This window comes from Fibrobacter sp. UBA2449, assembly GCF_002342555.1.
GTDB lineage: Bacteria > Fibrobacterota > Fibrobacteria > Fibrobacterales > Fibrobacteraceae > Fibrobacter.
Window position 1 is genome coordinate 43,463 of the sequence record NZ_DDQF01000013.1, and the last position, 22,689, is coordinate 66,151.

General features: G+C 54.0%; 21 protein-coding genes and 1 pseudogene. 13 read left to right on the forward strand and 9 right to left on the reverse strand.

What is annotated here, in order from left to right:
* Positions 1-5: 5 nt before the first annotated feature.
* Positions 6-1,550 (reverse strand): hypothetical protein, encoded by a 1,545-nt coding sequence (locus tag B4B27_RS09225; RefSeq protein WP_290725903.1) that lies wholly within the window; start codon positions 1,548-1,550, stop codon positions 6-8.
* Positions 1,551-1,818: 268 nt separating this feature from the next.
* Here B4B27_RS09225 and B4B27_RS09230 point away from each other — a divergent pair, with 268 nt between their 5' ends.
* On the forward strand, positions 1,819-2,091 hold the full coding sequence (locus B4B27_RS09230; RefSeq protein WP_173381962.1) for a hypothetical protein: 273 nt from the start codon (positions 1,819-1,821) through the stop codon (positions 2,089-2,091).
* On the forward strand, positions 2,075-2,353 hold the full coding sequence (locus tag B4B27_RS14660; RefSeq protein ID WP_349678242.1) for a DUF4160 domain-containing protein: 279 nt from the start codon (positions 2,075-2,077) through the stop codon (positions 2,351-2,353). The genes B4B27_RS09230 and B4B27_RS14660 overlap by 17 nt, the downstream gene beginning before the upstream one ends.
* Before the next feature lie 9 nt (positions 2,354-2,362).
* Here B4B27_RS14660 and B4B27_RS09235 read toward each other — a convergent pair whose 3' ends face one another.
* Positions 2,363-4,273, reverse strand: coding sequence for a family 43 glycosylhydrolase (locus B4B27_RS09235; RefSeq protein WP_290725904.1), 1,911 nt, complete (start codon positions 4,271-4,273; stop codon positions 2,363-2,365).
* Positions 4,274-4,882: 609 nt separating this feature from the next.
* Here B4B27_RS09235 and B4B27_RS09240 point away from each other — a divergent pair.
* From B4B27_RS09240 to ruvB, 5 genes and pseudogenes are all read left to right on the forward strand, one after another.
* Complete coding sequence (locus tag B4B27_RS09240; protein ID WP_290725905.1) at positions 4,883-5,314, forward strand: hypothetical protein; 432 nt, start codon at positions 4,883-4,885, stop codon at positions 5,312-5,314.
* A gap of 469 nt (positions 5,315-5,783) precedes the next feature.
* Positions 5,784-5,990: pseudogene (locus B4B27_RS09245) on the forward strand (BrnT family toxin); the annotation flags it as partial.
* Complete coding sequence (locus B4B27_RS09250; protein ID WP_290725906.1) at positions 5,987-6,217, forward strand: CopG family antitoxin; 231 nt, start codon at positions 5,987-5,989, stop codon at positions 6,215-6,217. The pseudogene B4B27_RS09245 and the gene B4B27_RS09250, both read left to right, overlap by 4 nt.
* Positions 6,218-6,642: 425 nt before the next feature.
* Positions 6,643-7,251, forward strand: a complete 609-nt coding sequence (gene ruvA / locus B4B27_RS09255) for a Holliday junction branch migration protein RuvA (protein ID WP_290725908.1) — start codon at positions 6,643-6,645, stop codon at positions 7,249-7,251.
* A 30-nt stretch (positions 7,252-7,281) separates the two neighbouring features.
* Positions 7,282-8,319 (forward strand): Holliday junction branch migration DNA helicase RuvB, encoded by a 1,038-nt coding sequence (gene ruvB, locus B4B27_RS09260; RefSeq protein ID WP_173366224.1) that lies wholly within the window; start codon positions 7,282-7,284, stop codon positions 8,317-8,319.
* 20 nt (positions 8,320-8,339) lie between these two features.
* Here the strand turns inward: ruvB and B4B27_RS09265 are convergent, their stop codons facing one another.
* A complete protein-coding gene (locus B4B27_RS09265; protein ID WP_290725910.1) occupies positions 8,340-9,833 on the reverse strand; it encodes a BamA/TamA family outer membrane protein in 1,494 nt (497 codons plus the stop codon).
* Between the two features lie 134 nt (positions 9,834-9,967).
* Between B4B27_RS09265 and B4B27_RS09270 the strand changes: the two genes are divergently transcribed.
* The 6 genes from B4B27_RS09270 to B4B27_RS09295 all read left to right on the forward strand — a co-directional run bounded on the left by B4B27_RS09270 (position 9,968) and on the right by B4B27_RS09295 (position 18,151).
* A complete protein-coding gene (locus B4B27_RS09270) occupies positions 9,968-12,274 on the forward strand; it encodes an MMPL family transporter (RefSeq protein ID WP_290725914.1) in 2,307 nt (768 codons plus the stop codon).
* A complete protein-coding gene (locus B4B27_RS09275) occupies positions 12,271-13,467 on the forward strand; it encodes a pyridoxal phosphate-dependent aminotransferase (protein ID WP_173381947.1) in 1,197 nt (398 codons plus the stop codon). Before B4B27_RS09270 ends, B4B27_RS09275 begins: the two co-directional genes overlap by 4 nt.
* A gap of 17 nt (positions 13,468-13,484) precedes the next feature.
* On the forward strand, positions 13,485-15,560 hold the full coding sequence (locus tag B4B27_RS09280; RefSeq protein WP_290725917.1) for an ATP-binding cassette domain-containing protein: 2,076 nt from the start codon (positions 13,485-13,487) through the stop codon (positions 15,558-15,560).
* Positions 15,557-17,062 (forward strand): serine/threonine-protein kinase, encoded by a 1,506-nt coding sequence (locus tag B4B27_RS09285; protein ID WP_173366219.1) that lies wholly within the window; start codon positions 15,557-15,559, stop codon positions 17,060-17,062. The genes B4B27_RS09280 and B4B27_RS09285 overlap by 4 nt, the downstream gene beginning before the upstream one ends.
* Complete coding sequence (locus B4B27_RS09290; protein WP_173366218.1) at positions 17,059-17,451, forward strand: YraN family protein; 393 nt, start codon at positions 17,059-17,061, stop codon at positions 17,449-17,451. The genes B4B27_RS09285 and B4B27_RS09290 overlap by 4 nt, the downstream gene beginning before the upstream one ends.
* Before the next feature lie 106 nt (positions 17,452-17,557).
* Complete coding sequence (locus tag B4B27_RS09295; RefSeq protein WP_290725921.1) at positions 17,558-18,151, forward strand: L-threonylcarbamoyladenylate synthase; 594 nt, start codon at positions 17,558-17,560, stop codon at positions 18,149-18,151.
* Positions 18,152-18,172: 21 nt separating this feature from the next.
* Here B4B27_RS09295 and B4B27_RS09300 read toward each other — a convergent pair whose 3' ends face one another.
* From B4B27_RS09300 to B4B27_RS09325, 6 genes are all read right to left on the reverse strand, one after another.
* On the reverse strand, positions 18,173-18,619 hold the full coding sequence (locus B4B27_RS09300; RefSeq protein WP_073115869.1) for a hypothetical protein: 447 nt from the start codon (positions 18,617-18,619) through the stop codon (positions 18,173-18,175).
* Entirely contained in the window at positions 18,616-20,451 is a 1,836-nt protein-coding gene (locus B4B27_RS09305; protein WP_290725924.1) for a c-type cytochrome, read from the reverse strand. The genes B4B27_RS09300 and B4B27_RS09305 overlap by 4 nt, the downstream gene beginning before the upstream one ends.
* A complete protein-coding gene (locus tag B4B27_RS09310) occupies positions 20,448-21,323 on the reverse strand; it encodes a 4Fe-4S dicluster domain-containing protein (protein ID WP_290725926.1) in 876 nt (291 codons plus the stop codon). Before B4B27_RS09310 ends, B4B27_RS09305 begins: the two co-directional genes overlap by 4 nt.
* A 3-nt stretch (positions 21,324-21,326) precedes the next feature.
* Positions 21,327-21,938, reverse strand: coding sequence for a cytochrome c3 family protein (locus tag B4B27_RS09315; RefSeq protein WP_290725928.1), 612 nt, complete (start codon positions 21,936-21,938; stop codon positions 21,327-21,329).
* Positions 21,939-21,950: 12 nt separating this feature from the next.
* On the reverse strand, positions 21,951-22,322 hold the full coding sequence (locus B4B27_RS09320; RefSeq protein WP_290725930.1) for a c-type cytochrome: 372 nt from the start codon (positions 22,320-22,322) through the stop codon (positions 21,951-21,953).
* Positions 22,323-22,689 (reverse strand): NAD-dependent epimerase/dehydratase family protein (locus tag B4B27_RS09325; protein ID WP_290725932.1); only part of this gene is annotated, 367 nt, incomplete at its 5' end. It lies immediately after the preceding gene.

The window sequence follows — 22,689 nt, forward strand, 5'->3', positions numbered from 1 at the left end:
AAGAACTATTCCATTTCCCATTTCAATACGGGATACCCGTCGTTGACGTCGGTATCATAAGTAAATTCTTCGCCAAGGAGTTCGGCAAAATCGTCCGATTTCATTTCGTCATCAGTTTTAGGAGTGGCGACTCCACCACCATTGTTGAGACCGAATGGTTCCTGTTCACCTTGTTCGAGGTAATAGTAGTCCGCCATGGTCGTGTTGTAATTATAGCCAATCATTAATCCGACTAGAGAATCACCATCAACCTTGCCAGTAGAATAGGCAGAACTAGTGACTCCTTCTTCGTTGTAACCAATTATACCACCTACATTAATGGAGCCAAAAACAGCACCTTTATTGTAGATAGATTTAACTATAGACCTTTTCGCATGACCAATTATACCTGCGGAGTACTTATCACCAACAATTGAATCAACATTTGCAGACTCCGTTATAGTGACACACAACGCTTCCCCGACAACCCCTGCCGTATAATTCGCTCCTGTAATCTCTCCACGATTAAAAGCATTCTGTATTGTGCCGTAATTTGTAGACGCAGGACAATAACTATTTCCAAAGGAACCAACTATACCAGCGATATATTCTTTCCCTGTAATTTTTGCAAAATTCGAGGCATTCTTTAATTCAGAATTCGATCCCAAAGAAGCAACAACTCCACCAACAGTAGTAGTGCCCGCAACTTCAGCATAGTTTCTGGCATTTGATATTTTTATAGAACGTCCTGTTCCAATAATTCCTCCAACATTTTTTAATCCTGTTACGGGGCCCTGATTTTCAACATTCTCCACTATTCCATTCTTATCATACGCCGACTCATACGAACCAATTACACCACCAGTTACTGTTCCTATCCCAAAAACGGAAGTCCTATTAACCGAATTTCTTAAAGAACCATTTCCTTTCAAATTTCCTATTATTCCAGCCGTTGCGCTTCCTCCACTCACCCACGAATTTTCAACTTTCAAATTTTGCACAGTACCACTCGAATTTCCAAACAGTCCATTATGTGTACTCGTGGTATTGATGAACATCCCGCTAACCGTGTGCCCATCGCCATCAAAATTCCCAGTAAATGCAACACTCGAGTTGCCAATAGGTGTCCACTTGTGGAGCTTGGTAGAATCTCCTACTAAGGCTCCCTTGTCATCAATGACCTTCCCGTCGTTGAGTTGTATATCCGCTCCAAGCTTGTAATATTTTCCCTGATAAGCCTTATCGTTTGAACCAACTATAAAGGACAATTTCGCCAACTGCTCTGCCGTCAAAATGATGTACGGGCTCAACTTGGTGCCCGCACCACAAGCAAAATCCTTCGCCGTAGTTCCGTCCCAAGGCTCGCCCGCCTCCCCAATGCAACCTTCATCCAAGTCCTCCGTGCTGCTTGAGGATTTCTTGTCACCGTTTTTGCTCTCGGAACTTGTTCCCTTTTTACTGGAACTGCTGATTTCAGACGAATCATCGTCATTTTTAGGCGCAGAGACCGTTTGCGAGCAAGCAACAAGCAAAGCCGCAATTCCAAGAAATCCAAACAAAGAGTAGCGCATAAAAGCCTCAAAATTGTCTATTCGCTAAAATATATATTACGCAAACAAAAAAAACGTGCGGGGAATATTCCAACATGGAAACTGCAAAAAAAACTCTTTTTTCTCTTGACAATTACATTTCACAGATTTATATTTAGTGCACAAGTGAGTAGAGTCGCTCACAAAACAAGCAGACAAAGCCCCGCCTTTTCTAGCATGCAGGCGGAAGGAGCAAAAGATGAATACTAGCCAAACCCGGCAAGAAAAAGTTATATTGCCTTTTAGCAATATGATGTACCCCTTCATGACATTAGACGACAACGCTGAAATCGTCCATTCCGAAATGGGCAATGACGGGCGCGTTAAGGTGTACATCGAAAAGCCCGACGCAAAAGACGGATTCCATCGGGCAACATGCTATTTACCCTCCTACACATGGGAAGACATATTCGGTTTTTCAGATGAGGAACTCGACCGCTACAAGAAGGTGATTGAGTCAACGGCTCATTTGATAATGGAATTTTCTCAGAAAGGTGGGTTTAGCAATGCCGCAAATCTTTAAGATTGGTTCTTTCTGGGTTTACTTCTGGTCCAACGAGAACAATCCTTTGGAACCAGTTCACGTTCATGTATCTGAAGGCCCTCCCACTGCTAACGCCACCAAAATCTGGATTACAAAAGCAGGGAAATGCCTTCTAGCACACAATAACTCCCGCATCAATCCGAAGGTTCTTCAAAACATCCTTCGGATTATTGAAGCAAGGAACGAAGATGTCATCAACAAATGGAAAGAATTCTTTGGAACGATTTCGTACTACTGCTAATCACTGTTCCTAGAACATCACGCGATAGCGGATTCGTCTGTCGAAATGACGGCCCTTGAGGTCGCGGTAGCCCTTGGCTTCCAGTGAACGCATTCCGTTGTGGAGCACTGCAGGCTGCGCAGCATCGTGATTCCAGGACCTGATCGCAGTCGAGGTATCCTTCACGCCTTCGTCAAACTTGATGTTGCCTACGAGCGTTTCGCCGCCGAGGTTTTCCGCCGTCAGGTAGAAGTCCTGCACACCCTTGAGTTCCGGCAGGTTGCTGCAGCGCACGTCAATCCACTTGCTCTCATCACCCGCCGAGGGCAACTCGCACTTGGAAATCACGTCGCCCTTCTTGCCTTCCTTGCGCAATGAGAGCGTACCGCCGGCTCCGTTCTTTACCTGCACAAGTACGCCCGGGCCCACGATGGAATCCGTAATCACGTTCTCAAAAATCGCGTAGCCGCCGTCCTTGATGGCAAATTCGTCCTTATCCGTCAAACGCACGCGGATGCCGTTGTCGAATCCGTTCGCAGGAATCGTGTCGCGGATAATGCGCAAGAAGTCGAGGCGGTCGAGTTCCGCATAGTGCTTGCCCTTCGTAATCTCAATGAAGTTCGAACCGCGCTTGAGTTTCGCGGGAATGTACACCACCGACTTCTCGGGGAATGCGCTCCACGCGCCCGTCAGCGGCAGTTGCACTTCCTGGTTCTTGCCGTTGATGCTCACGAAGTGTGAACTGCCGTTCGCGCCGTCTTCGGTCCAGTTGTTATCGTAGCGGTAGCGGATCAGGTAGTCGCCCGCCTGCGGGATAATCATCGGCAGGCGAATCTTGCTGTCTTCGTAGTTGATGTAGGCGCAGAACTCGCCGTTCGATGCATCGGAGCTACTCGAAATATCCACATGCGTCAAGGCGCCGTGTTCCGCCTCGGCACTCAGGTAACGCCCGAGGAACGGCTGCCCCAGTTCCGGCCAGCCGTCGTCGGTATAAACGATATCGCGAACTTGTATGTAAGAATTTCCGCCGTCGTTCTTGTCGTAGTAATGGTTCACGAAACGCTGGCGGTTCACGTCCTGGAACGCCTCGCCGCCCGCAGGCCCGTAGTAGCGACCATAACGGCTCAGCAGAATCGTGCCGCCACCATTCAATAGAGCCTTGCCGCTGCGGTCCACGTACCCGCCGTCGATGCGGTTGGAGCGCCCGACCGTAGTCTTGTAGGAATTGTTCTCGAGGTCCGCGCCCTTCTTGCAGCAGTTGTCCCACGCCGTAAACAGGTAGTAGTAACCGTCGTGCTCGATGAGGCTTGCGCCCTCGATGCCCGAACCGCCGCGGTTCGCGATGTTGATCATCTTCGCACCATCTTTCACCTTGCCTGTCGATTCGTCAAGTTCCAGAATGTGGATGCCCGTGCCCCACGAACCGAACGCCATCCAGACCTTGCCATCGTTGTCCTTCAGCACCGCCGCGTCAATCGCGTTGTAGGCATCGCTCTTGACCGTGTGAATCACCTCGCCCTGGTCTGTCCAGCCGTAGCCGGGTTTTGCCGGGTCGATTTCCTTGCTCGACATGAACCCCATGCCCGACGAGCGGATGCCCATCTCGGAACCGCAATAGTACATGCGGTATTCCCCGCCAATGTAATGAATGTCCGGCGCCCAGATGTCAATCATGTTCGGGGCGTAGTCGTAAAGCCACTGCGAAAACTTCGGCATGGCCTGCTCGCCGTTCTTCCAGTTCAGCGCATCCTCGGAAAACTGCATGAGCATGTGGTTGTCCGTCGTGGCAAGCGCATAGCCGTCCTCGTAACGGATAATGTCCGGGTCATGCCCCGCCCAACGCGTCTCCTTCGCGTACCAGTCGGCCGCAAGGGCCGAATAAGCCAAAGTAAGTATTGCCGCAGTCGTTACGGCAGAAGCCTTGCCAATCCCGAATTTCATTTTTCCTCGCTTTACCCATACACCATACCCTAAATTTATACACCCTTAAGCCTTTCGTCAACCACCCAGCGGTCCAATACCATTGATTTTTTCACAACAAGAAACAGCGTTTTTCAGCATCCAACCGCTTGCGAACCCGCATAAATAAAGGTATATTCAGAAAGCAGGTCTTATAGGGGCTCTTTATGAGCCGAGGGAAAACAAAATAAATGTACTCGCTATTTTTATTTCTTTTGTCAATTTTTCTATTGGTGGAGGCGCTTTTCACCAAAGAAATCAAATTGAAAGGACCGCGAGTTACTTTAAAAGAAAATCCGAATGTTTATAAACTTTTTATTGTTTTTTATACGTTGCTTGTCCTTTTTTCGTTATTATGTATATTTGGAATTATTGAATAAAAAATCCTTCAAAAGGTCGCCCCGGCGGCTTTTTTCTGTATCTTATAGGGGCTCTTTATGAGCCGAGCTAAAACATGACGAACATATCTTCACCGACGAATTCGAATTTGTTTCCGTCTAGTCCGTTTAAATAACCTTTGTGTTTAATTGATATTTGTGTTTTTGTTATATTGTAAAATGTATTTTTTTAACGAATTGGAATAGTGAAAATATGAAGGATCAAAAAAATGAGATGGAAGAGGTGTCAAAAATAAAGATTTCGGGGTATGTGATTTTCTTTGCATCGATAGTTGGCGGATGGCTTGGCCTGCATTGTGTTATTGCCCGTCGATACCGCAGGGCGTGTGTGTATTTTCTTATGGGTGGAACGCCCTTTGCATGTCTTAATGGGTTGATGAATAAGTCGGGCCCAGTGTGGTTTTATTTTATTGCGTATTCTCTGATGTTTATTCAGATAATATGTAATTTGATTGATACTTATAAAATCAGTAGAGGAAATTATACGGATAAGACGGGAAATATTATATATACTAAAAGTCAGTGGATGCCAATAGTCTTTATTATATTTGCTTTTTTGTACCTGCGCTCCTTTTATTATGATGTAATTCATCTTGCGGTTCAAGTGGTTAAATTATTGCAATAACTGTTTATTGGGAAAAAGCCCGTAACGGGCTTTTGCAAGCATATTGCGAGCGGTATTCCGTAAAAAATAAAGCCCCGGTTTAGCCGGAGCAGTTTAAAGCGCGAATATAACGGCGCGGTTGCTGTGAGACAAAAAATCGCCTTTCATGAGACAAAATGAAAGGCGATTTTTTAACCATTTGGAACAATGCTATTTAATTGTTCCCATCCATCTTGATTGCTGTTGATTTTATAGAATGTAATACCATAAGGGCTTATAGTCACTTTACGAGTTTCAGAACCAGTAAGAGTGGCAGATGATGTCTTATAAGGGCTCTTTATGAGCCGAGGTAAAACTAAAAAAAATACTTGACTTTTATACATCATGTATATATATTATATATATGATATTCTAACGGGACGATAATAAGGCTAAAATCAATTTTGCCAAGCACAAGGTGACATTTGAAGAAGCCTAGACCGTATTCTATGACGAAGAGGCACTTTTGCTTGCGGATGAAAAGCATTCCGATGACGAGGACCGTTTTATTTTGATGGGAATGTCTAACTTGATGAGAACGCTTCTAGTCTGCTACTGCGAGCGTGACGGCGATGGTGACGAACTCATCCGAATCATCTCTTCGCGAAAGGCTAACAAGAAAGAATCTGAACAATACTGGAAAAGGAGGTCGCCATGAAGAAGAATTACGATTTCAGCAATGCGGTCAAGAACCCCTATGCAAAGAAACTCAAGAAAACAATTTGCATCAACATCAGCGAATCGGTTATCGCCTATTTCAAGGCTCTCTCCGAAAAGACCGATATTCCGTATCAGGTGCTGATTAACATGTTCCTTGCGCAGGCAAAAGCGGAAAAAATGGAACCGAGGTTTATTCCAAAGTCCCGTAAAAAACAGGTTGCTTAAACACGGATTTCCATTGAAAAAAATAAAACACAGACTTTCAAGTCCGCGTTTTTTAATTTGATTTTTAGATTCATAGAGGTTTCTTATCTTATAGGGGCTCTTTACAAACCGAGGTAGAACCTCCGAAGGCTATATTGCACTAAATGCACCACTTTACTCTGGATTTCCACAGGCACCTCCATTTCAATAGTGCGCAAAGTAAAATATACACAATTTACCAATAGTGAGCAATGTATTTTCTGTAAAAATCATCAATAAAGCGCTTTGTTTCAGCACAAATGTGACCATCACTGAAACCGCAGCCGGAATGCAGTCAGAACGCAATGACCCCGCAGCCTTGTAAAAAAAATACGGAAAGGCTTGACAGAGCCAATGAATTAGTATATATTTGTGCAGTAGCACAAAAGTGCATATTCGGAGTTTTTATGATTGAGCGCATTCGCGGAATCCTTATCGAAAAATCCCCCACCTTCGTCGTCGTTGACGTGAACGGTGTCGGTTACGGAGTAAACATTTCAGCCTACACGGCCGGCAAGTTGCCCGAAGAAGGCTCCGAGGTGACTCTCCACACGAATCTCGTGGTCCGCGAAGACTCCATGACGCTCTTCGGCTTTGCGGACAGGATCGAAAAGGACACGTTCCTGATGCTCATCGACGTGAACGGCGTGGGGCCAAAGCTTGCACAGCGCATCCTGAGCGGAGTCTCGCCAGCCGACCTCCTGAACATGGTGGCAAGCGACAACAAAAGCGCCCTCGGCAAAATCAAGGGTCTCGGCAAAAAGACCTGCGAGCAGATGGTCCTCACCCTCAAGGACAAGGCGGGGGCGATGCTACAGGCGCTCGACGATGTCGAAGGCTCGGGCATTACCGGCATAGGCGTCCTTACCGGCGCGAAGATGGAGGCGGTCCTCGCCCTTCACACTCTCGGCGTAAAAGACCCTGCGGCAGAGAGAGCCGTTGTCAAGGCGGCCGAAATTCTCGGGGATTCCGCCGATGCGGCTACCCTCATACCCGAAGCTTTGAAGTATCTTTGATCGCAAACCACAAACGAGGAATGATTTTTCATGGACGACCAGCGGATTATTTCGCCCGAAAAAAGAATCGGTGAAGGCGACGACGTGGATCGTACGCTCAGGCCACCCAGCCTCGCGGAATTCACGGGACAAGGAGACATCAAGGAAAGTCTTTCCATCGCCATCGAAGCGGCGAAACACCGCGGCGATTCGCTCGACCACTGCCTTTTCGCCGGCCCTCCGGGTCTCGGCAAAACGACCCTCGCAGGAATCATCGCGAAGGAAATGGGCGTCAACATCCACATCACGAGCGGCCCCGTCCTCGACAAGGCTAGCGACCTGGCCGGCCTCCTGACAAGCCTGCAGGAGAACGACGTCCTCTTTATCGACGAGATCCACCGGCTGAACCGCGTGGTCGAGGAATACCTCTACCCCGCCATGGAAGACTACAGGCTCGACATCATGCTCGATTCAGGACCGACGGCGCGTAGCGTCAACCTCCCGCTCAAGCACTTCACCCTCGTCGGAGCAACCACTCGCAGCGGCATGCTCACGGGTCCTCTCCGCGACCGATTCGGCCTCCAGTACCGGCTGGAACTCTACAACGAGGACGACATCGTCAAAATCCTTATCCGGAGCGCGCGGATCCTGGGCGTCGGGCTCGAGGAGGACGCCGCAAGGCTGCTCGGCGGACGTTGCCGCGGGACGCCCCGCATCGCGAACAGGGTGCTGCGCCGTTGCCGCGACGTGGCCCAGGTACGCGGGAACGGGACGATCGACCTCGAAGCCGCCCAGCGCACACTGCAGATGCTCGGAATCGACACCGAGGGGCTCGACCCTACCGACCGGAAGATCCTCGGGCTCATTATCGACAAGTTCGACGGCGGGCCAGTCGGCATAACAACCATCGGGGCCGCGATGGGCGAAGAGCCCGACACGCTAGAAGAAGTCTACGAGCCGTACCTCATCCAGAAAGGTCTCCTTTCCCGAACCCAGCGAGGGAGAATCGCCACACGCAACGCCTACGCCATGCTCCACCGCGATATTCCGCAGAAACAAGTACCAAGCGACCAGATTGAACTTTTCTAGGCGACGCGGGGGCCATGCCCCTACTTGAATTCGGGCGCGATGGTCATCACCAGGTTCACGCCATGGAGCCCGTGAAAACCAAGCTGCACGCGGAACCAGTACATGTCCGGCTTGCGGACGCGGACGCCGAACCCCCAGGAATTGTTGAGACGGTGAACCGACCAGTCCTTGAATGTCGGCGAAAACATCGCATACTCGTTGAACAGGACGCCGTCCACATAATAATCGATAGGCCAGCGGTATTCCATGCTCAGGCTCATGACATGCTGGGCCGCATAGTAATCCTGGAACCCTCGCAGCGGAAACCTCGGCCCGACGAGAGAATACAGCTTGAACGGGGCTCCCCCCTCCTCTATTTCCCAACTGTCTATCATCCTGAACTGAAGCGCTATCACCCTCCTTTCGAACAGGGTTTCACGGACATTGTCGGGCCGCCACATGCGAAGGGCGTCGTTCCAGTTGAAGTCCATGTAAAAGCGCCGATTCTGTCGCGCCTCTTTTTTTGTCAGGTGGAACTTTTGCGCTTTGCCAAAATAGAAATAATGCTGGAACACGAATTCCGTCCGCACGAAGTCGTGGTTCATGCCGTTATCATCGAAATCAAACCTTGTCGGCCGATTTCCCGGCTCCTCCGCATTCTCGAAGGATATCCCGCTGTATTTTCCAACAAAAAAGTAACGGGCCAGCAGCTGCATGCGGCTCCCCCGCGAAGGCGCGAAGGGAAAATCGAGATTGTCGAACAAGACCGAGAGCCCGACAGGGAACATCAGGAACGACTGGTAAAGGCCGCGGTCGTCGATGGAAAAATCACGGCTGACAAGGATGCTGTCCTGCGAATTTCCCGGAAGGCTACGGTTCACGATATCCACCGTGCCCAGCAGCTCGAGACTCCAACGGCCATCGCTCGTAAGGGGTATGCCCGCCTGCAAGTCGATGGTGAATGAGGAATCCGGCATGACAAAGTCCTCTCGCGTCCCCGGATAGACAAAGAACCCGTCGCGGTCCCAGAACTTACGAAGCCGAATGCCCCCAAACAAGTCGGTCCCGAAAAGTTCGTGCTTCGTGTAGCGCAGGTCGACGAAGAAATCGCCGTTCGCGAAATACTGCGGCGAAAGGACTAGGTAATCCTTGCCAAAGAACAGGCTCCTGTGGCGGTAGGTCAACCCTAGCATCGTGGAATTGCCGGGTTTAAGGTTCATTATGGGATAAAGCAGAATGTTCCGTTTCTCGCCAAACGTAATCAGGTCGACAGCCGTCTCAATGACCCCGTTGTCGAACGCGTAATGCAGGGGTTGCGCTATCGGATAGACCGCCGCGTTCAGCACCGGCTGGATGATATGTTCGAAAGGCCAGGTGAAAAAACGTTTCCACGACGAGGAGGATTCTTCGACTGTAGCCGAAGAATCGGGACCGTGCGCCATCGAGTCGGCAACGGCCACAGAATCCGCCTCGGCAAAGGCGGATGTGGCCAGCGCAAGGGCAAAGGCGATTATGCAAAGCCGCAAGCGAATCATCTCAACCCTAATTTATAATTATATTATAGCCGATGTTTTCCCTAATCAGCAAAATAACCAGAAGACTTACACGATTTCCTGTAGCCGTTTTGCTTTTCGGGACCATTTTCGCCATTCTTTCGGCGTTTCCCATCATGAACCTGCGGTGGGACCTCCAGTTGCAGGACACGCTCTCCTTCAGCGACGAGTCCAACAACGACTACAAGCGTATCGAAAGCGACTTCGGCGGGCTCGGGAGCCTCGTTGTCGTCCTGCATTCCAAGGACAGCCTCCAGAACTACACCACCGCGAAAAGTCTAGCGCAGATGTTGCGCAAGGATCCGCTGGTCCACTTCGTGGATTTCGAAACCGACACCGACTACTACACGCGGCACTGCCTTCTCTATATCGACGAGAGCGACCTCGATTCCACCATCAACCGCATCCGCCCCATACGGGACAAGTTCATCAGCAGGAATAACCCGTTCTACGTCGACCTGGACGCCGGCCTCGATTCCTCCACGGAAAAGGAAATCGAATTCCGCGTGAACGACCTCCAGGAAAAATACGCGAGAATCATGAACCGCAGCCACTCGAATCCCGACGGCACCATCCGGGTTGTAGAGATATATCCCACGCACCCGCTAACGGACCTCAAGGCAAGTCGCGAACTCCTGTCGCAGACCAGCACCTACCTCTCCGCAATCATCCAGGGCGGCGACGTGCAATCCTACTTTACCGGAAAGGTTTTCGAGACAATCCGCCGCGGACGGACGCTCCTTCCCGAAGCCCAGCTAGCGGGCGGACTTACCGCCCTCATCATCCTGCTCCTCTTTGTCGTGAATTTTTACAGGCAGCCGCAGCTGATATTTATCTCGTCGGTGGCGACGGCGCTCCCAATCGTCTACACGCTCGCCCTCGCATCGCTCCTCTACGGGAGAATCAACCTCTACACCCTGCTCCTCGCCATCATCCTGCCGGGCCAGGCATGCCAGATAGTGAACCACGTCTACAAGCGCTATTTCGAAGAACGCGCCCGCAACCTGAGCCCGCAACTCTGCATCGAGAGCGCGATTCTCGGCATCGGCCCCTCCACATGCGCATCCTCGTGCATCATGGCCTCCCTCTTTGCATGCATGATGTTCGTGCCGCTTCCCGGGCTGCAGGAACTTGCCATCCTAGGGAGCCTCGGGACACTCATCAACTGGATGGTCACCCTCCTTGTCGCCACCGCCCTCCTGCGCGTATTCCAGAAGAGCCGTCCGTTTTCGGTCAACTCATTCAAAATAAATCCGTCCTCGCACAAAGTGACGCTTCTCCCCCATAGGCTCAATGTCGTCCTCATCGCCATCGTGTCTATCATTAGCCTCGTATGCCTTGTCTACGGAGGGTCAAATCTCAAGTTCTTCTACGATTTCAGCAAGACCGAAATCAAGAAGACAACCGGCACGGCCGATTCCCTCCTCGCCCAGACCGGATTCCCGCAATACGACCCCATCATCGTCGAGACAACAAGCGCAGAGGCAAGCACGGAGCTCTACCGCAACTTCGAGCAGCTAAAGAAGAAAGGCGCCATCCCGAACGTCCAGAAGATGTACACGCTCGCCAAGACTGTTCCGCACGCAAGCGTTTCTCGCGAACAGAAACTCGACACGCTGGAGGCTTTCGCGAAAGGAATCGACGTCAAGGATCTCGACGAAAAGCAGAAGAAAGCCTACGACTTTATGGCCGAGGCGCTTTCGAACAGGAAGGTCGACGACGAGGACCTGCCCGACAACGTGAAAGTCAAGTTCAGCGACAAGAACGGGAACCGCGGCGTTTTCTCTTTCATTTTCCACAATATCGATCCAGACGACGGACTCGCGTGCCGCAGGCTGAACGAGAACCTCGACAAGATCAGGGGCCCGGAAAAGGAAGGTATCCTGATGACCGGGGAACCCGTCATCCGCGCAACCGTCCTCGACCTCATCCTCAAAAACCTGGACAAGACCCTCTGGATTGGAAGTTTCCTCGTATGGTTCTTCCTGCTCATGTTCTACAACCGATTCAGCAGGGCCATATTCACCCTCCTCCCCTCGGTATTCGCCATAAGCTGGCTGCTGATCCTCATTAGGCTGCTCGGCATCGAGCTTTCGTTCTACAGTTCGCTCGCATTCCCCCTCATCATCGGGGCTAGCGTCGACGGTTCGCTGCAGCTCTGGAGCGCCTTCTACACGAAACAGGCAGGGACAGCCATCACGGTCCTCCAGACAAAGTTCTTCGGCATCCTCCTGAGCCAGGCGGCATCGTTCATCGCCTCCTTCAGCCTTATCATATCATCCCATCCCGGACTCCGCAGCATCGGCCAGGTCTTGCTACTGGGGCTCGCCTGCATTGCGCTTGCACAGTTCACCACCTTCCCGCTGATTGCCGGAATCCTCGACAACTACCGAATCTGGAAAAAGAAGAAAGAGTCAAAATGACACGTCCCCTTTCGACACGAACAGAAAATATCGCAGCATCGCTCACTGTCGCCATCGATACGCTCGCCAAGCAAATGATCGCCGAAGGCAAGGATGTGGTCAGCCTCGGCGCGGGCGAACCCGACTTTCCGACTCCAAGGCCCATCTGCGATGCCGCCACCAGGGCGATTACCGATGGCAAGACGCGCTATACCGCCCCCGTCGGGATTCTCGAGGTGCGCAAGGAAGTCTGCAACAAGCTCAAGCGCGACAACGGCCTCGACTACGCTCCCGAACAGATCATCATGACTAGCGGTGCGAAGCACGCCGTGTTCAATTCACTCGCGGCCCTCGTAAACCCGGGCGACGAAATCATCATTCCCGCCCCCTACTGGGTCACCTACCCCGAACTCGTGAAGTGGCTCGGCGGCGTTCCCAAGTTCGTGCCGACCACCATCGGGAACAAATTCAAGATGACCGCGGAGCAGTTGCAGAGCGCCATCACCGAAAAGACGAAGGCGATCCTCATCAACAACCCCTGCAACCCGACCGGAAGCGTGTATTCGCACGAAGAACTCGCCGGCCTCGCTAAAGTCATCGTCAAGAACGACATCTACTGCATCTCCGACGAGGTTTATGAATACTTCGTCTATGGCGCACAGTTCGCAAGCATTGCGAGTTTCGACGGGATGGCCGAACGAACCATCGTCGTGAACGGGTTCTCGAAATCGCACTGCATGACGGGCTGGAGAATCGGATACGACGCCGCCCCCGCTCCGATTGCAAAGATAATCGGCAAAATTCAGGGACAGGCAACACACCACCCGAGCAACATCGCGCAATATGCAGCCCTCGAAGCTCTCCGCATGGGCATGGGCGAAGTGGATAAGATGCGCGCGGCATTCCGCAGGAGGCGCGACTTCATGGTATCGCAGGTTTCGAGAATCCTCGGCGAAAGCATCTCCGCGCCCGAAGGCGCATTCTACCTGTTCGCGCCCGTCGCAAAGCTCTACGGCAAAAAAACTCCCGCAGGTGCAGCCGTAAACAGTTCGATTGACTTCTGCAAATACCTGCTCGAGACACAGGGACTCGCCATCGTGCCGGGAGCCGCCTTCGGAGACGACAGCTGCGTGCGGTTCTCGTATGCGGCAAGCGACGAGACGTTGGCAAAAGCCTGCGAAAGATTCGAGAACGGAATCAAAGAGCTCAAGTAATGCGGCGGTAAGCGGCCATGTTCAGAATCATTACGCCAGATACAAGCAAGCCCTTCACCATCGGGCGCAGAGAAGGAAGCGACCTCCGCTTCTCGGAGCGTTTTGTATCCAGGGAACATGCCGTCATTGAACGAAAGCAAGGTCCGAACGGAACCGTCTGGAAAATCCGCAGCCTTACCGAAAACAGTTTCACCCTCCTGAACGAAGCCCAGATAAACGAAAGCGAACTTCACGACGGCGACATCATCGGAATCGGGGTCAAGAGGCTGAGGGTCGACATCAAGGAAGACAAACTTTCCCTCCTGCTTTACGACATCAACGACGAAGTCCAGGAGCAACCGCTCGAAGACAAATTCTGCATGGTGGATCTAGGCGAGGACGGTTCGACAAAACCCATCCAAGTGCGCAAGGACGGAGACGGCGCCGAAATCCGTTTCCAGCACCCCATCATAGACGAGGAAGGCAAGAGCAGGAAAAAAATAGGGCTCCGCCCCGGCGAAGGAATCCGATTCGACCAGACGGAAATGAGCGTCAGGGATGGGAAGCTCTTCATGCGAAAAGTGGGAGCAGGGTTCGAATTGCACGTCCGGGACCTCGACGTATACGCGGGGAAGAAGCAGCTCTTGTCGGGTATCGACTTCGACCTCCCCGCCGGCGAAATACTCGCCATCATCGGACGCTCGGGACAGGGAAAATCAAGCCTACTGAAACTCTTCGAAGGCACCTACCGCAAGGGCGAAAGAAGCGAAGTCACCATAGGCGGCGTCGACTACCGCCACAGCCAGATTCGCGAACGCATCGCCATTCTCGAACAGGATCCGCCACTCCGCAGCGACCTGACCGTCGACGAAACGCTCCGCCATGGCGCCCGCATTACGCTTGACGCAAAGGACTTTCGCGAAAGCGCGGACGGGCGACTCGAAAAGTTCTGCGAACTTTTCGGGCTGAGCGGCAGGCGGCAGAGCCGCATCAGGACGCTCAGCGGCGGCGAGATACGCCGCGTCGCCCTCGCAGCGGAACTCATGGGAAGCCCAGGTCTCATCATCCTCGACGAGCCGCTTTCGGGTCTCGACCCATTCAACTCCCGCATCCTGTGTTCGCACCTGAAGCAGCTCGCCTTTCTCGGGCACACAATTATCCTCACCACGCACAGTTACGAGGCGCTCCGCATTGCGAACAAAGTGCTCGTCATCCATCAAGGCGAACAGTGCTTCTACGGCAGCCCGCAAGGAGCATACCAGTTCTTCAAGACAAGCAATCCTGACGAAATCCTCTCGAACCTCTCTACGGATTCATCTTCGATTTGGCAAAAATCAGGAATCATCAGCAAGGACACGGTTTCGAACAACCTAAGCCACTACTACTTCACCAAGCAACGGCACAAGGGTTCGCTATTCTACAACATGGCGCTCATGCTTCGCCAATGGGTTCGTGACAAGGGGAAGCTAGCCGCACTTCTTTTGCAGCCCTTCATCATCGGCTTTCTCTTTTCGCAAATTTTCTCGCGGACATCCTCGCTCTGGACAGTCGCATTCGCCATCGTGCTCTGCGCGAACTGGTTCTCGCTATCGCTTTCCATCCGCGAAATCGTTCAGGAAAAAAATACAATCAAGGGCGAATTCCGCAAGGGGGCCCGCATACTTCCCTACCTCTCCGCCAAATTCATCCTCCCCACGATTGTATCCATCCTGCAGACCGTCATTGTATACGCCTTTATCGCCTACCGCATTCCCATCCACCACGACATTCCCGAGCTCCTGGCAATCGCCGTTACGGCAACAACTCCCGCCATCGCCATCGGGCTTCTCGTGAGCTCACTATCGCGCAATTCGGGACAAGCGAACGCCTTCTTGCCGCTCCTCATCATCCCGCAAGTGGCGCTCGCCGGGGCCCTGGTTCCCTTCGACCAAATGCAACAGGTGGGCAAATGGCTTTCCTACATCGTCTGGTCACGCTATAGCCAAAGTTCGCTGCTGAACACGCTGCTCGAACATCCCGATGACGTTTGGAACAAAGGAGCGGCCCTACTCCTCGCCGCATTATTTTGTATAATTACCGCAACGATTCTTTACCGGTCCAAGAAAGCAAAATGACAGAACCTGCATCACAGAATTTTCCCAGGCCCTTCAACGAGAACTACGACCTTATCGGCACCCTCGGCAAAGGCGGCATGGGACTTGTCTACAAAGCCCTCGACAAAAAGCTCAAGCGCGAAGTCGCCTTCAAGATTCTCGACGCCTCCGCCGACGAAGAAGCCATCCAGAGGTTCTACCTGGAAGCGCAGGCGATGAAGGAACTGGACCACCAGAACATCGTCCACGTATTCGACTTCGGAAAGCAGAACAACCAGCTGTTCATCGCGATGACCTACGTGCAGGGATTCTCGCTTTCGGACGTATTGCAGAAGCAAAGCAAGCTGCCGTTCGACGCCATCGAGGTCATCATCCGCCAGATTGCGCGCGGGCTCCTCTACGCCCACAGCAAGGGCATCGTCCACCGCGACGTAAAGCCCTCGAACATCATGCTCACGCGCGACAACCGTGTCTACGTGATGGATTTCGGGATTTCGTACATCCAGGAGATGGAAAAGGATAGGCTCACCAAGACGGGCGTTACCATGGGTACGCCGGAATACATGAGCCCCGAGCAATGTCACGGAGACGAAGTGACGCTCCAGTCGGACATCTACAGCATGGGCGTTATCTTGTACGAAATGACCTGCGGAAGACTCCCCTTCAACGGAAGCCGACCCGTAGAAATTGCGCTCAAGCACGTTCAGGAACCTCCCCCGGATCCCAAACAGTTCCGCCCCGACATGCCACCGGGACTCTCCGAGCTCATCCTCAAGTGCCTTAAGAAAAAGCTCAACGAACGCTTCCACGACATGCAGGAATTCCTCGATGAATGCGACCAGGTTTTCCCGCAAAAAGAAACGCACGGAAGCGTAAAGATCGGCAAGAAGGGCTCCCTGCTGCGGCACGGTCCCGCCTCGATTGCCGAAGCGGCCACCCGCCTCCCATCGCACGTACGCGTCATCCGCAGGCGTTTAACCGCGCTTGCCATCTCGCTGTTCCCGCTCATCATCCTGCTCCTCGTTCTCCTGATGCTCACGCACAAGCCCGAGAGGATGCTTACGGAGATTGAATGGGACGATGCGATGGGCAACCACGAGACCGCAGCCATCGAAGCCGACATCTCGGGTGGCTACCCCATCGACAACCTCACCGATGGCGACCTCAAGACGGCCTGGCTCAACGCCATGCCTGCCAAGCCGCAGAACCCGGTACTCACGCTGTTCTTCGACAATATCACGCTCATCACGCACGTCGGATTTGCCGTAGGTTACCAGAAATCGGTCGACGACCCATTCGGCGACCGCTTCCGCATCTTCAAGAAGCCGAAGACGCTCACCTTCGAGACCAAGGAAGGCTTCAAGCAGAAGGTGACGCTTGAAAACATCAAGGGCATGCAGTATCCGAAAATCCAGGCGATGGAAACCAGCGAAATCAAGATTTACCTCGACGAAGCCTACGACGCCGAAAACAAGGACTTCGCCATTTCTGAAATGCGCCTGCTCGGCATGGAGCTCCATTGAACAGCAAATCCAAAGGAAACCTCGTCGAGACACACGCCTCCGCGTACCTCTTGCGAGAAGGGTACCGTGTCCTCGCCCGTAACTACGCCTATCGCGGCGGCGAACTCGACATCGTTGCAAAGCAGGGCGAAACGATTGTTTTCGTAGAGGTAAAATCCGTATGGAAAACCGGCGAAGGGAATCCCGCCGCACGCGTGAACGTGCAGAAGCAACGGAAAATCTGGCAGACGGCGTGCCACTTTTTGCACACACACCGCGAAGAAGCGCCCAGGGGCTTTGACCAGCCATGCCGTTTCGACGTCCTCACCGCGCGCATGTACCAGACGCCCGTGCAATTCGCACACATCAAGAACGCTTTCGAAGGCACCCAAGTGATTCCGCAGTGCTAGCGAGATAAACTATCTGCCCTAAAGATCCTCGCCTTGCTTCGACAAAACTCAGCACAAGTCGCGAGGATGACGATGCAAAATCCAGCCATATTTTTATATTATCGCCATGCGTTTTGAAGTACATCCAGACAACCCGCAGGCGAGAATCGTGAAACTCGCTGCAGCAGCCCTCGAAGACGACGCGCTGGTACTCTACCCCACCGAATCGGGCTATGCCATCGGCTGCAATGCAGAATCCCCGAAGGCAATCCACAAGCTTTACGCCCTCAAAAAGCCTATGAAGAAGTTCTTCATGGCGCTCATCGTCCCCGACATCCGCAGTGCGACCGAGTACGCCCGCATCGACAACTTCGCGTTCAACATCATGAAGCCGCGCGTGCCAGGACCCTACACCTTCATTCTGCCCGCCGACCCGCACATTGCCCGCAGGCTCGACGTGAAGCGCCCCGAAATCGGCATCCGCATGCCCACGCACCCGTTTTTCAAGGAACTCTTCCAGCATTTCGACAAGCCCATCCTCAGCACGGCGGCAAAACTCAGCGAAGAGGACATCTTCGAGCCCGACGAAATCTGGAAGACATTCGAACACTCCGTCGAGATGATGGTCGACTGCGGACCCATCGAAATCAACCCGACTAACATCATAAGCCTCATCGGCGGGAACGTCGAAGTCATCCGCGGCGAGTTGCTCGACCCGTAGACACCCAGAGCAAAACCTTATCTAAAAGAACACCCAGACGGCAATCCAGTAAGCCATCAGGGCGAACTCCATGCCCTGCGAGATGCGCGAGAGGAACGTGGAGCCAAACACGGAGACGGCGATTGCCAAGAGGCGCGTCCACGGCATGTCGAAGCCGTGGTAGAAGAGCGACACGGAGCCGAAGAACTCGACCCAGAACCACATGACCTGAGCCATGAGCAGGTAACGGCGGCGCTTGACGGGCAGGGCCGTCGTAGAGAAGCACAGGGCCAGCGCGAACATGCGGAAGGGGTAAGATTCCATCGCAGGGTCGTTCATGTCGCCCGAGAAGTAGGCGTAGACGCAGAACACGACTACGGCGGCAAGCAAGAAGAACGCCTCCTTGAACAGGCGGATGGGGCGGCGCCAGAAGAACTGGGCCATGGCGAGCGCGAGGAGGCAGGCAACAGCGTTCATCAGCGGGATCATTGTAGAACCTCCGCCGAATCGTTTGTTTCGGGCGTCGAATTGTTTATCTCGTGCGTCGAATCGTTTATCTCGGGTGCAGAATCTTTTATCTCGGGCACCGGGATGTCCGCCGGGGCAAGCGAGCGCATGTATCGCACTAGGGCGCGGGCATCCGCTTCGGTTATGCGGTCAGCATACGGGTTCATGTTCGTGCGCCCGTACATAATCACGTGTACCAGAGAATCCTCCCCGAGGGAATCGAGACGAGCCGCTATCAACTTTTGCGGAACCGGGTAGAACTCGCGGACAAACTTCGCGTTGAACTTGCCGTCCGTCCCGTGACATCCGCTGCATCGCGCGTTCCATACCGCGCGCGTCCGCAGCGTATCAAATGCGCCCGCTATTTTCGGGCCATCAGGTGCGATGGCATTTTTCGGGGTGTCAACATAGCTCGTGAATTTCGATGGCGCAGACGAACCGCCCGCATAAAACACTCCCGCAAAAAACGCAAACATAAGTATACATATAGCAAAGGCGATTTTCAAGTAACGGGAACCGCATCCATCTGCATTGTGCGCCGAAACCGCCTGCCATACCGGGCGTATGCATAGGGCAATAGCGGCCACCAGCGCCACAATCGGGTAGAATAGCGGGGCAACGTTCGGGATAGCGACCGCCACCGTATCGAACACGGGCTGCGACACCGCCCAGAGCGTGTAGACAAGCGCCACGAGCACGCCCAGCAACAACGGAAAGCGCAACACGATAAACTCGCGGCTCGTGAGCGGTTCCGTATGGGGTTCCACAACCGGCGCAGAAGCCTCTTCCAGTTCGCCGAAAAGAAGTTCCCCGCCCTCGATGGGCTTACGCAACTTTACACGCAAAATCACAAGCAACGTTGTAAACAACCCGATGGAAAAAGCGACAAGGCCCGCATCGACATACCCAAAGCCGCGCGGTTCGGCGGGCATTACCAGGAAGAAGCGTTCCAGCCAGAGCCCGAAAAGTACCGAGAGCGAAACCGCAAGCCGCCCGAACGGGCTCACGCGCACGGCAGACACCCACCAGAGCTGCGGCAACAGCGCCCCGAACGCGAACACCGAGAAGTTCCAGTCCCCCTTGAGCGCGAAGTTCCAAGCCCAGAATACGAGCATCACGAAGGAACCGACCATCATGAGCTTTTCGAGCAGGCGCACGCGGCAGCCTTCCGCAACAAGCAGCACGTTCACCATCGCAAGGCCCGAATAGATGGCACCCGCGATAAAGTACAGCGGGAAAAACGCCCCGCGCCACTCGGGCACGAACGTCACCGCAAAATCGAGACTCACAATCGTGTGCACCCAGAGCACCAGCGGGAAGAGTAGCCATGCCATCGGGCGACGAACATCTTCCAGCGCCTGCGACCTATCCGCAAACAGGTGAATCGCGAAAAACACGAGCGAGAGAACCGCATAGATGGCGATGCAACAGAAGTCCCACACCAGCGGGGAACGCACGTTCGCAAAGTTCCCCCGCGCATCCGCGAAGGGGATAACCATGTAGAAGTTTTCCACCACACCGAGATGCATGAGCGGGTATATCGCGGCGACCACGAGCGCGCAGAGAGTCGTGAGTTCGGCAAGCATCGAGGTGCGACGATCGAGCGGCACACCGAGCGCCAGAAGAATTGCCGAAATGAGCGTACCCGCATGGGCGATGCCTATCCAGAAAACGAACAGGCTTACGGGAATCCCCCAGAAGGTATGCGCATCCACCGACCACACAGCAGGGCCTTCCCAGAGGGAATACCCTAGCGCGGCAAGGCCGGGCAACAGGAGCGCAAGCCCCACGTATAGGAGAATCCGGAAAATCAACGACGCCCCCTCATGTAGACGATAGCCGGGTCAAGCGCCGCAATAGCCTTCGGGGCATAGAGCACGCGGTTCTTCGCGGCCCTTACCAGCGGGGAACCTTCGTCGAGCCAGTTGCCGAATATAATCGCGTTCTTGGGGCACGCGGCGGCACAGGCGGTGGTCACGCCGCGCCCGCGGAAACTTTCTCCCGGATGGAGCGCCTTGAAGTCGTGGCGCGCATCCTGCAGGCGCTGCAGGCACAGCGAGCATTTTTCCATCACGCCCTTCTCGCGCACGGGAACGCCAGCGTTAAACTTGAGCGAACGGCCCGAAGCCACAGGGTCATCGAAATTGAACTTGCGGGCATGCACGGGGCAGTTCGCCCCGCAGAAGCGGCTCCCGGTACAGCGCTTGTACATCATCGCAGAGACGCCATCGGGAGTGTGGTTCGCGGCCCCCGTCGGGCAGACTTTCTCGCAGGGGGCATCCCCGCAGTGGAAACACATCGCGGGCGCACCGCCGCACATCTCTATCCAGTGCATGAACTGCCCGCGGTTCGCACGCTCGGGAGCACTAAGCGGGATGTTGTTCTCCTGGATGCAGGCAAGCACGCACTTGCCGCAGGCATCGCAGGCATCCAGGTCGATAGCCATGCCAAAACGGTTCTCCTGCGAGGCACCGGGAGTCTTGAGCGCTGCGGGCGTCGGCACGCGCACGAGTTCCATACCGGGCTTCATCTTCGAGAGGGCGAGTTTCACCTCGTTCTCGAAGTCTGCGAACTTGAGGCGCGGGCCCTTGACCGGCATGTCGCCGAGCAGGCCATCGCGGCACCCGAACAGCGCAAAACCCGCCACCGTCGCCGAAAGGATTTTCAAGAACTCGCGCCTATCCATAAACTACCTGTGGCACGCGGCGCAGTACGTTGCCGCCCGCCTGAAATTCTTCTGTTTGAACGTTTCTCCCCTGTGGCAGGCAAGACACATCTGCATACTGAAATTCTCGCCGCCGTATACGTCGGCCTTCGCACCGGGCTGAGCTCCGGTCGCGCCCGTGGAAAGGGGCGCACCAGATTTTGCTTTCGCGCCGGAACCGCCCGCGAAATTGCGGTGACAGTCCGCGCACTCCACCCCGGCGGCCGCGTGTACCCCGTGGTGGAACACCACGTGCTCCGGCAAGGCGGGCTCGTGCTTCCAGGGATATGTCGGAGCGGCGGCCAGCGCCGAATCCAGCTTCTCGATTCCGGGATTTTCCGTGAGCGGCAGGCGGTGGCAATCCATGCAATCCGCCTTTGCGGGCATATATGCGCGCGCCCCGGAAACAGCACCCGTATGGCAGTGGCTGCAATCGAGCCCGATGTTTTCGCCGTGAAGCTCGTGCAAAAAGGCTATCGAATTCGGGCCGCCCGCATCGGCACCCACTCGCACAGGAGTCGCCTTCTGGCAAAAGAGGAAATCCGCCAGAAAGAACGCGCACACGACCGCAAAAATGCCACCCATCCAATACTTCAAGCACAGCTCCTGTTACTTAGGCCTTCCGGGGTCGTCCGGGTGCTCCAGAATATACAGCAGCCACGACGCCATCATCTTCGCGTCGGCTTCGCTCATGGGCGAAATTTCCATCGGGTCCCACTGGTCAGGGTGCTTGGGCTCGGGCTTCATCAGGTACTGCACCAGAGCCTCGGGATTCTCTACATACTGCGCGACGTTATCCTTCATGGGCGGCGCCGCAAACTTGCGCGCCCAGCGATGGCAGCCCTTGCACTCGTTGTTATAGTATTCCGAAGCCTTCGCCTTGAGTTCGGGCGTTACGGCAGGCAGCACAAAGACGTCAGCCGCTAGGAGCACACTGACAAGCAACAGTACCGCAACAATCGTCCGTGAACCGCGCATCATCTACCTCAGCGGGTTCTTGTCGCTTTTGTACCACTTCATGAACTCGGCGATGCCGTCGTGCAGGCTCCAATGCGGCTTGTATCCGCATTCGGCCTCAAGCTTCGTGGTGTCGGCGTTCGTCTGGTAAACGTCGCCGGGCTGCATCGGCAAGAATTCCTTCTTCGCGGGCTCGCCGTACGCGCTCTCGATTTCGGCGATAAAGTCCATCAGTTTCACCGGGTGGCTGCAGCCGATGTTGTATACTTTGTACGGAACGCCGTTCGGGCACTTTTCCGCGACAGGCATGTGGTCGAGCGCATGCACGCTACCCTCGGCGATGTCGTCGATGTAGGTGAAGTCGCGGATCATGTCACCGTTGTTGAACACC

Bases quoted from the DNA above. Each gene is read 5' to 3' on its own strand.
- B4B27_RS09225 (WP_290725903.1), bottom strand. From the start codon at position 1,550: ATGCGCTACTCTTTGTTTGGATTTCTTGGAATTGCGGCTTTGCTTGTT.
- B4B27_RS09230 (WP_173381962.1), top strand. From the start codon at position 1,819: ATGATGTACCCCTTCATGACATTAGACGACAACGCTGAAATCGTCCAT.
- B4B27_RS14660 (WP_349678242.1), top strand. From the start codon at position 2,075: ATGCCGCAAATCTTTAAGATTGGTTCTTTCTGGGTTTACTTCTGGTCC.
- B4B27_RS09235 (WP_290725904.1), bottom strand. From the start codon at position 4,273: ATGAAATTCGGGATTGGCAAGGCTTCTGCCGTAACGACTGCGGCAATA.
- B4B27_RS09240 (WP_290725905.1), top strand. From the start codon at position 4,883: ATGAAGGATCAAAAAAATGAGATGGAAGAGGTGTCAAAAATAAAGATT.
- B4B27_RS09250 (WP_290725906.1), top strand. From the start codon at position 5,987: ATGAAGAAGAATTACGATTTCAGCAATGCGGTCAAGAACCCCTATGCA.
- ruvA (WP_290725908.1), top strand. From the start codon at position 6,643: ATGATTGAGCGCATTCGCGGAATCCTTATCGAAAAATCCCCCACCTTC.
- ruvB (WP_173366224.1), top strand. From the start codon at position 7,282: ATGGACGACCAGCGGATTATTTCGCCCGAAAAAAGAATCGGTGAAGGC.
- B4B27_RS09265 (WP_290725910.1), bottom strand. From the start codon at position 9,833: ATGATTCGCTTGCGGCTTTGCATAATCGCCTTTGCCCTTGCGCTGGCC.
- B4B27_RS09270 (WP_290725914.1), top strand. From the start codon at position 9,968: ATGAACCTGCGGTGGGACCTCCAGTTGCAGGACACGCTCTCCTTCAGC.
- B4B27_RS09275 (WP_173381947.1), top strand. From the start codon at position 12,271: ATGACACGTCCCCTTTCGACACGAACAGAAAATATCGCAGCATCGCTC.
- B4B27_RS09280 (WP_290725917.1), top strand. From the start codon at position 13,485: ATGTTCAGAATCATTACGCCAGATACAAGCAAGCCCTTCACCATCGGG.
- B4B27_RS09285 (WP_173366219.1), top strand. From the start codon at position 15,557: ATGACAGAACCTGCATCACAGAATTTTCCCAGGCCCTTCAACGAGAAC.
- B4B27_RS09295 (WP_290725921.1), top strand. From the start codon at position 17,558: ATGCGTTTTGAAGTACATCCAGACAACCCGCAGGCGAGAATCGTGAAA.
- B4B27_RS09300 (WP_073115869.1), bottom strand. From the start codon at position 18,619: ATGATCCCGCTGATGAACGCTGTTGCCTGCCTCCTCGCGCTCGCCATG.
- B4B27_RS09310 (WP_290725926.1), bottom strand. From the start codon at position 21,323: ATGGATAGGCGCGAGTTCTTGAAAATCCTTTCGGCGACGGTGGCGGGT.
- B4B27_RS09320 (WP_290725930.1), bottom strand. From the start codon at position 22,322: ATGATGCGCGGTTCACGGACGATTGTTGCGGTACTGTTGCTTGTCAGT.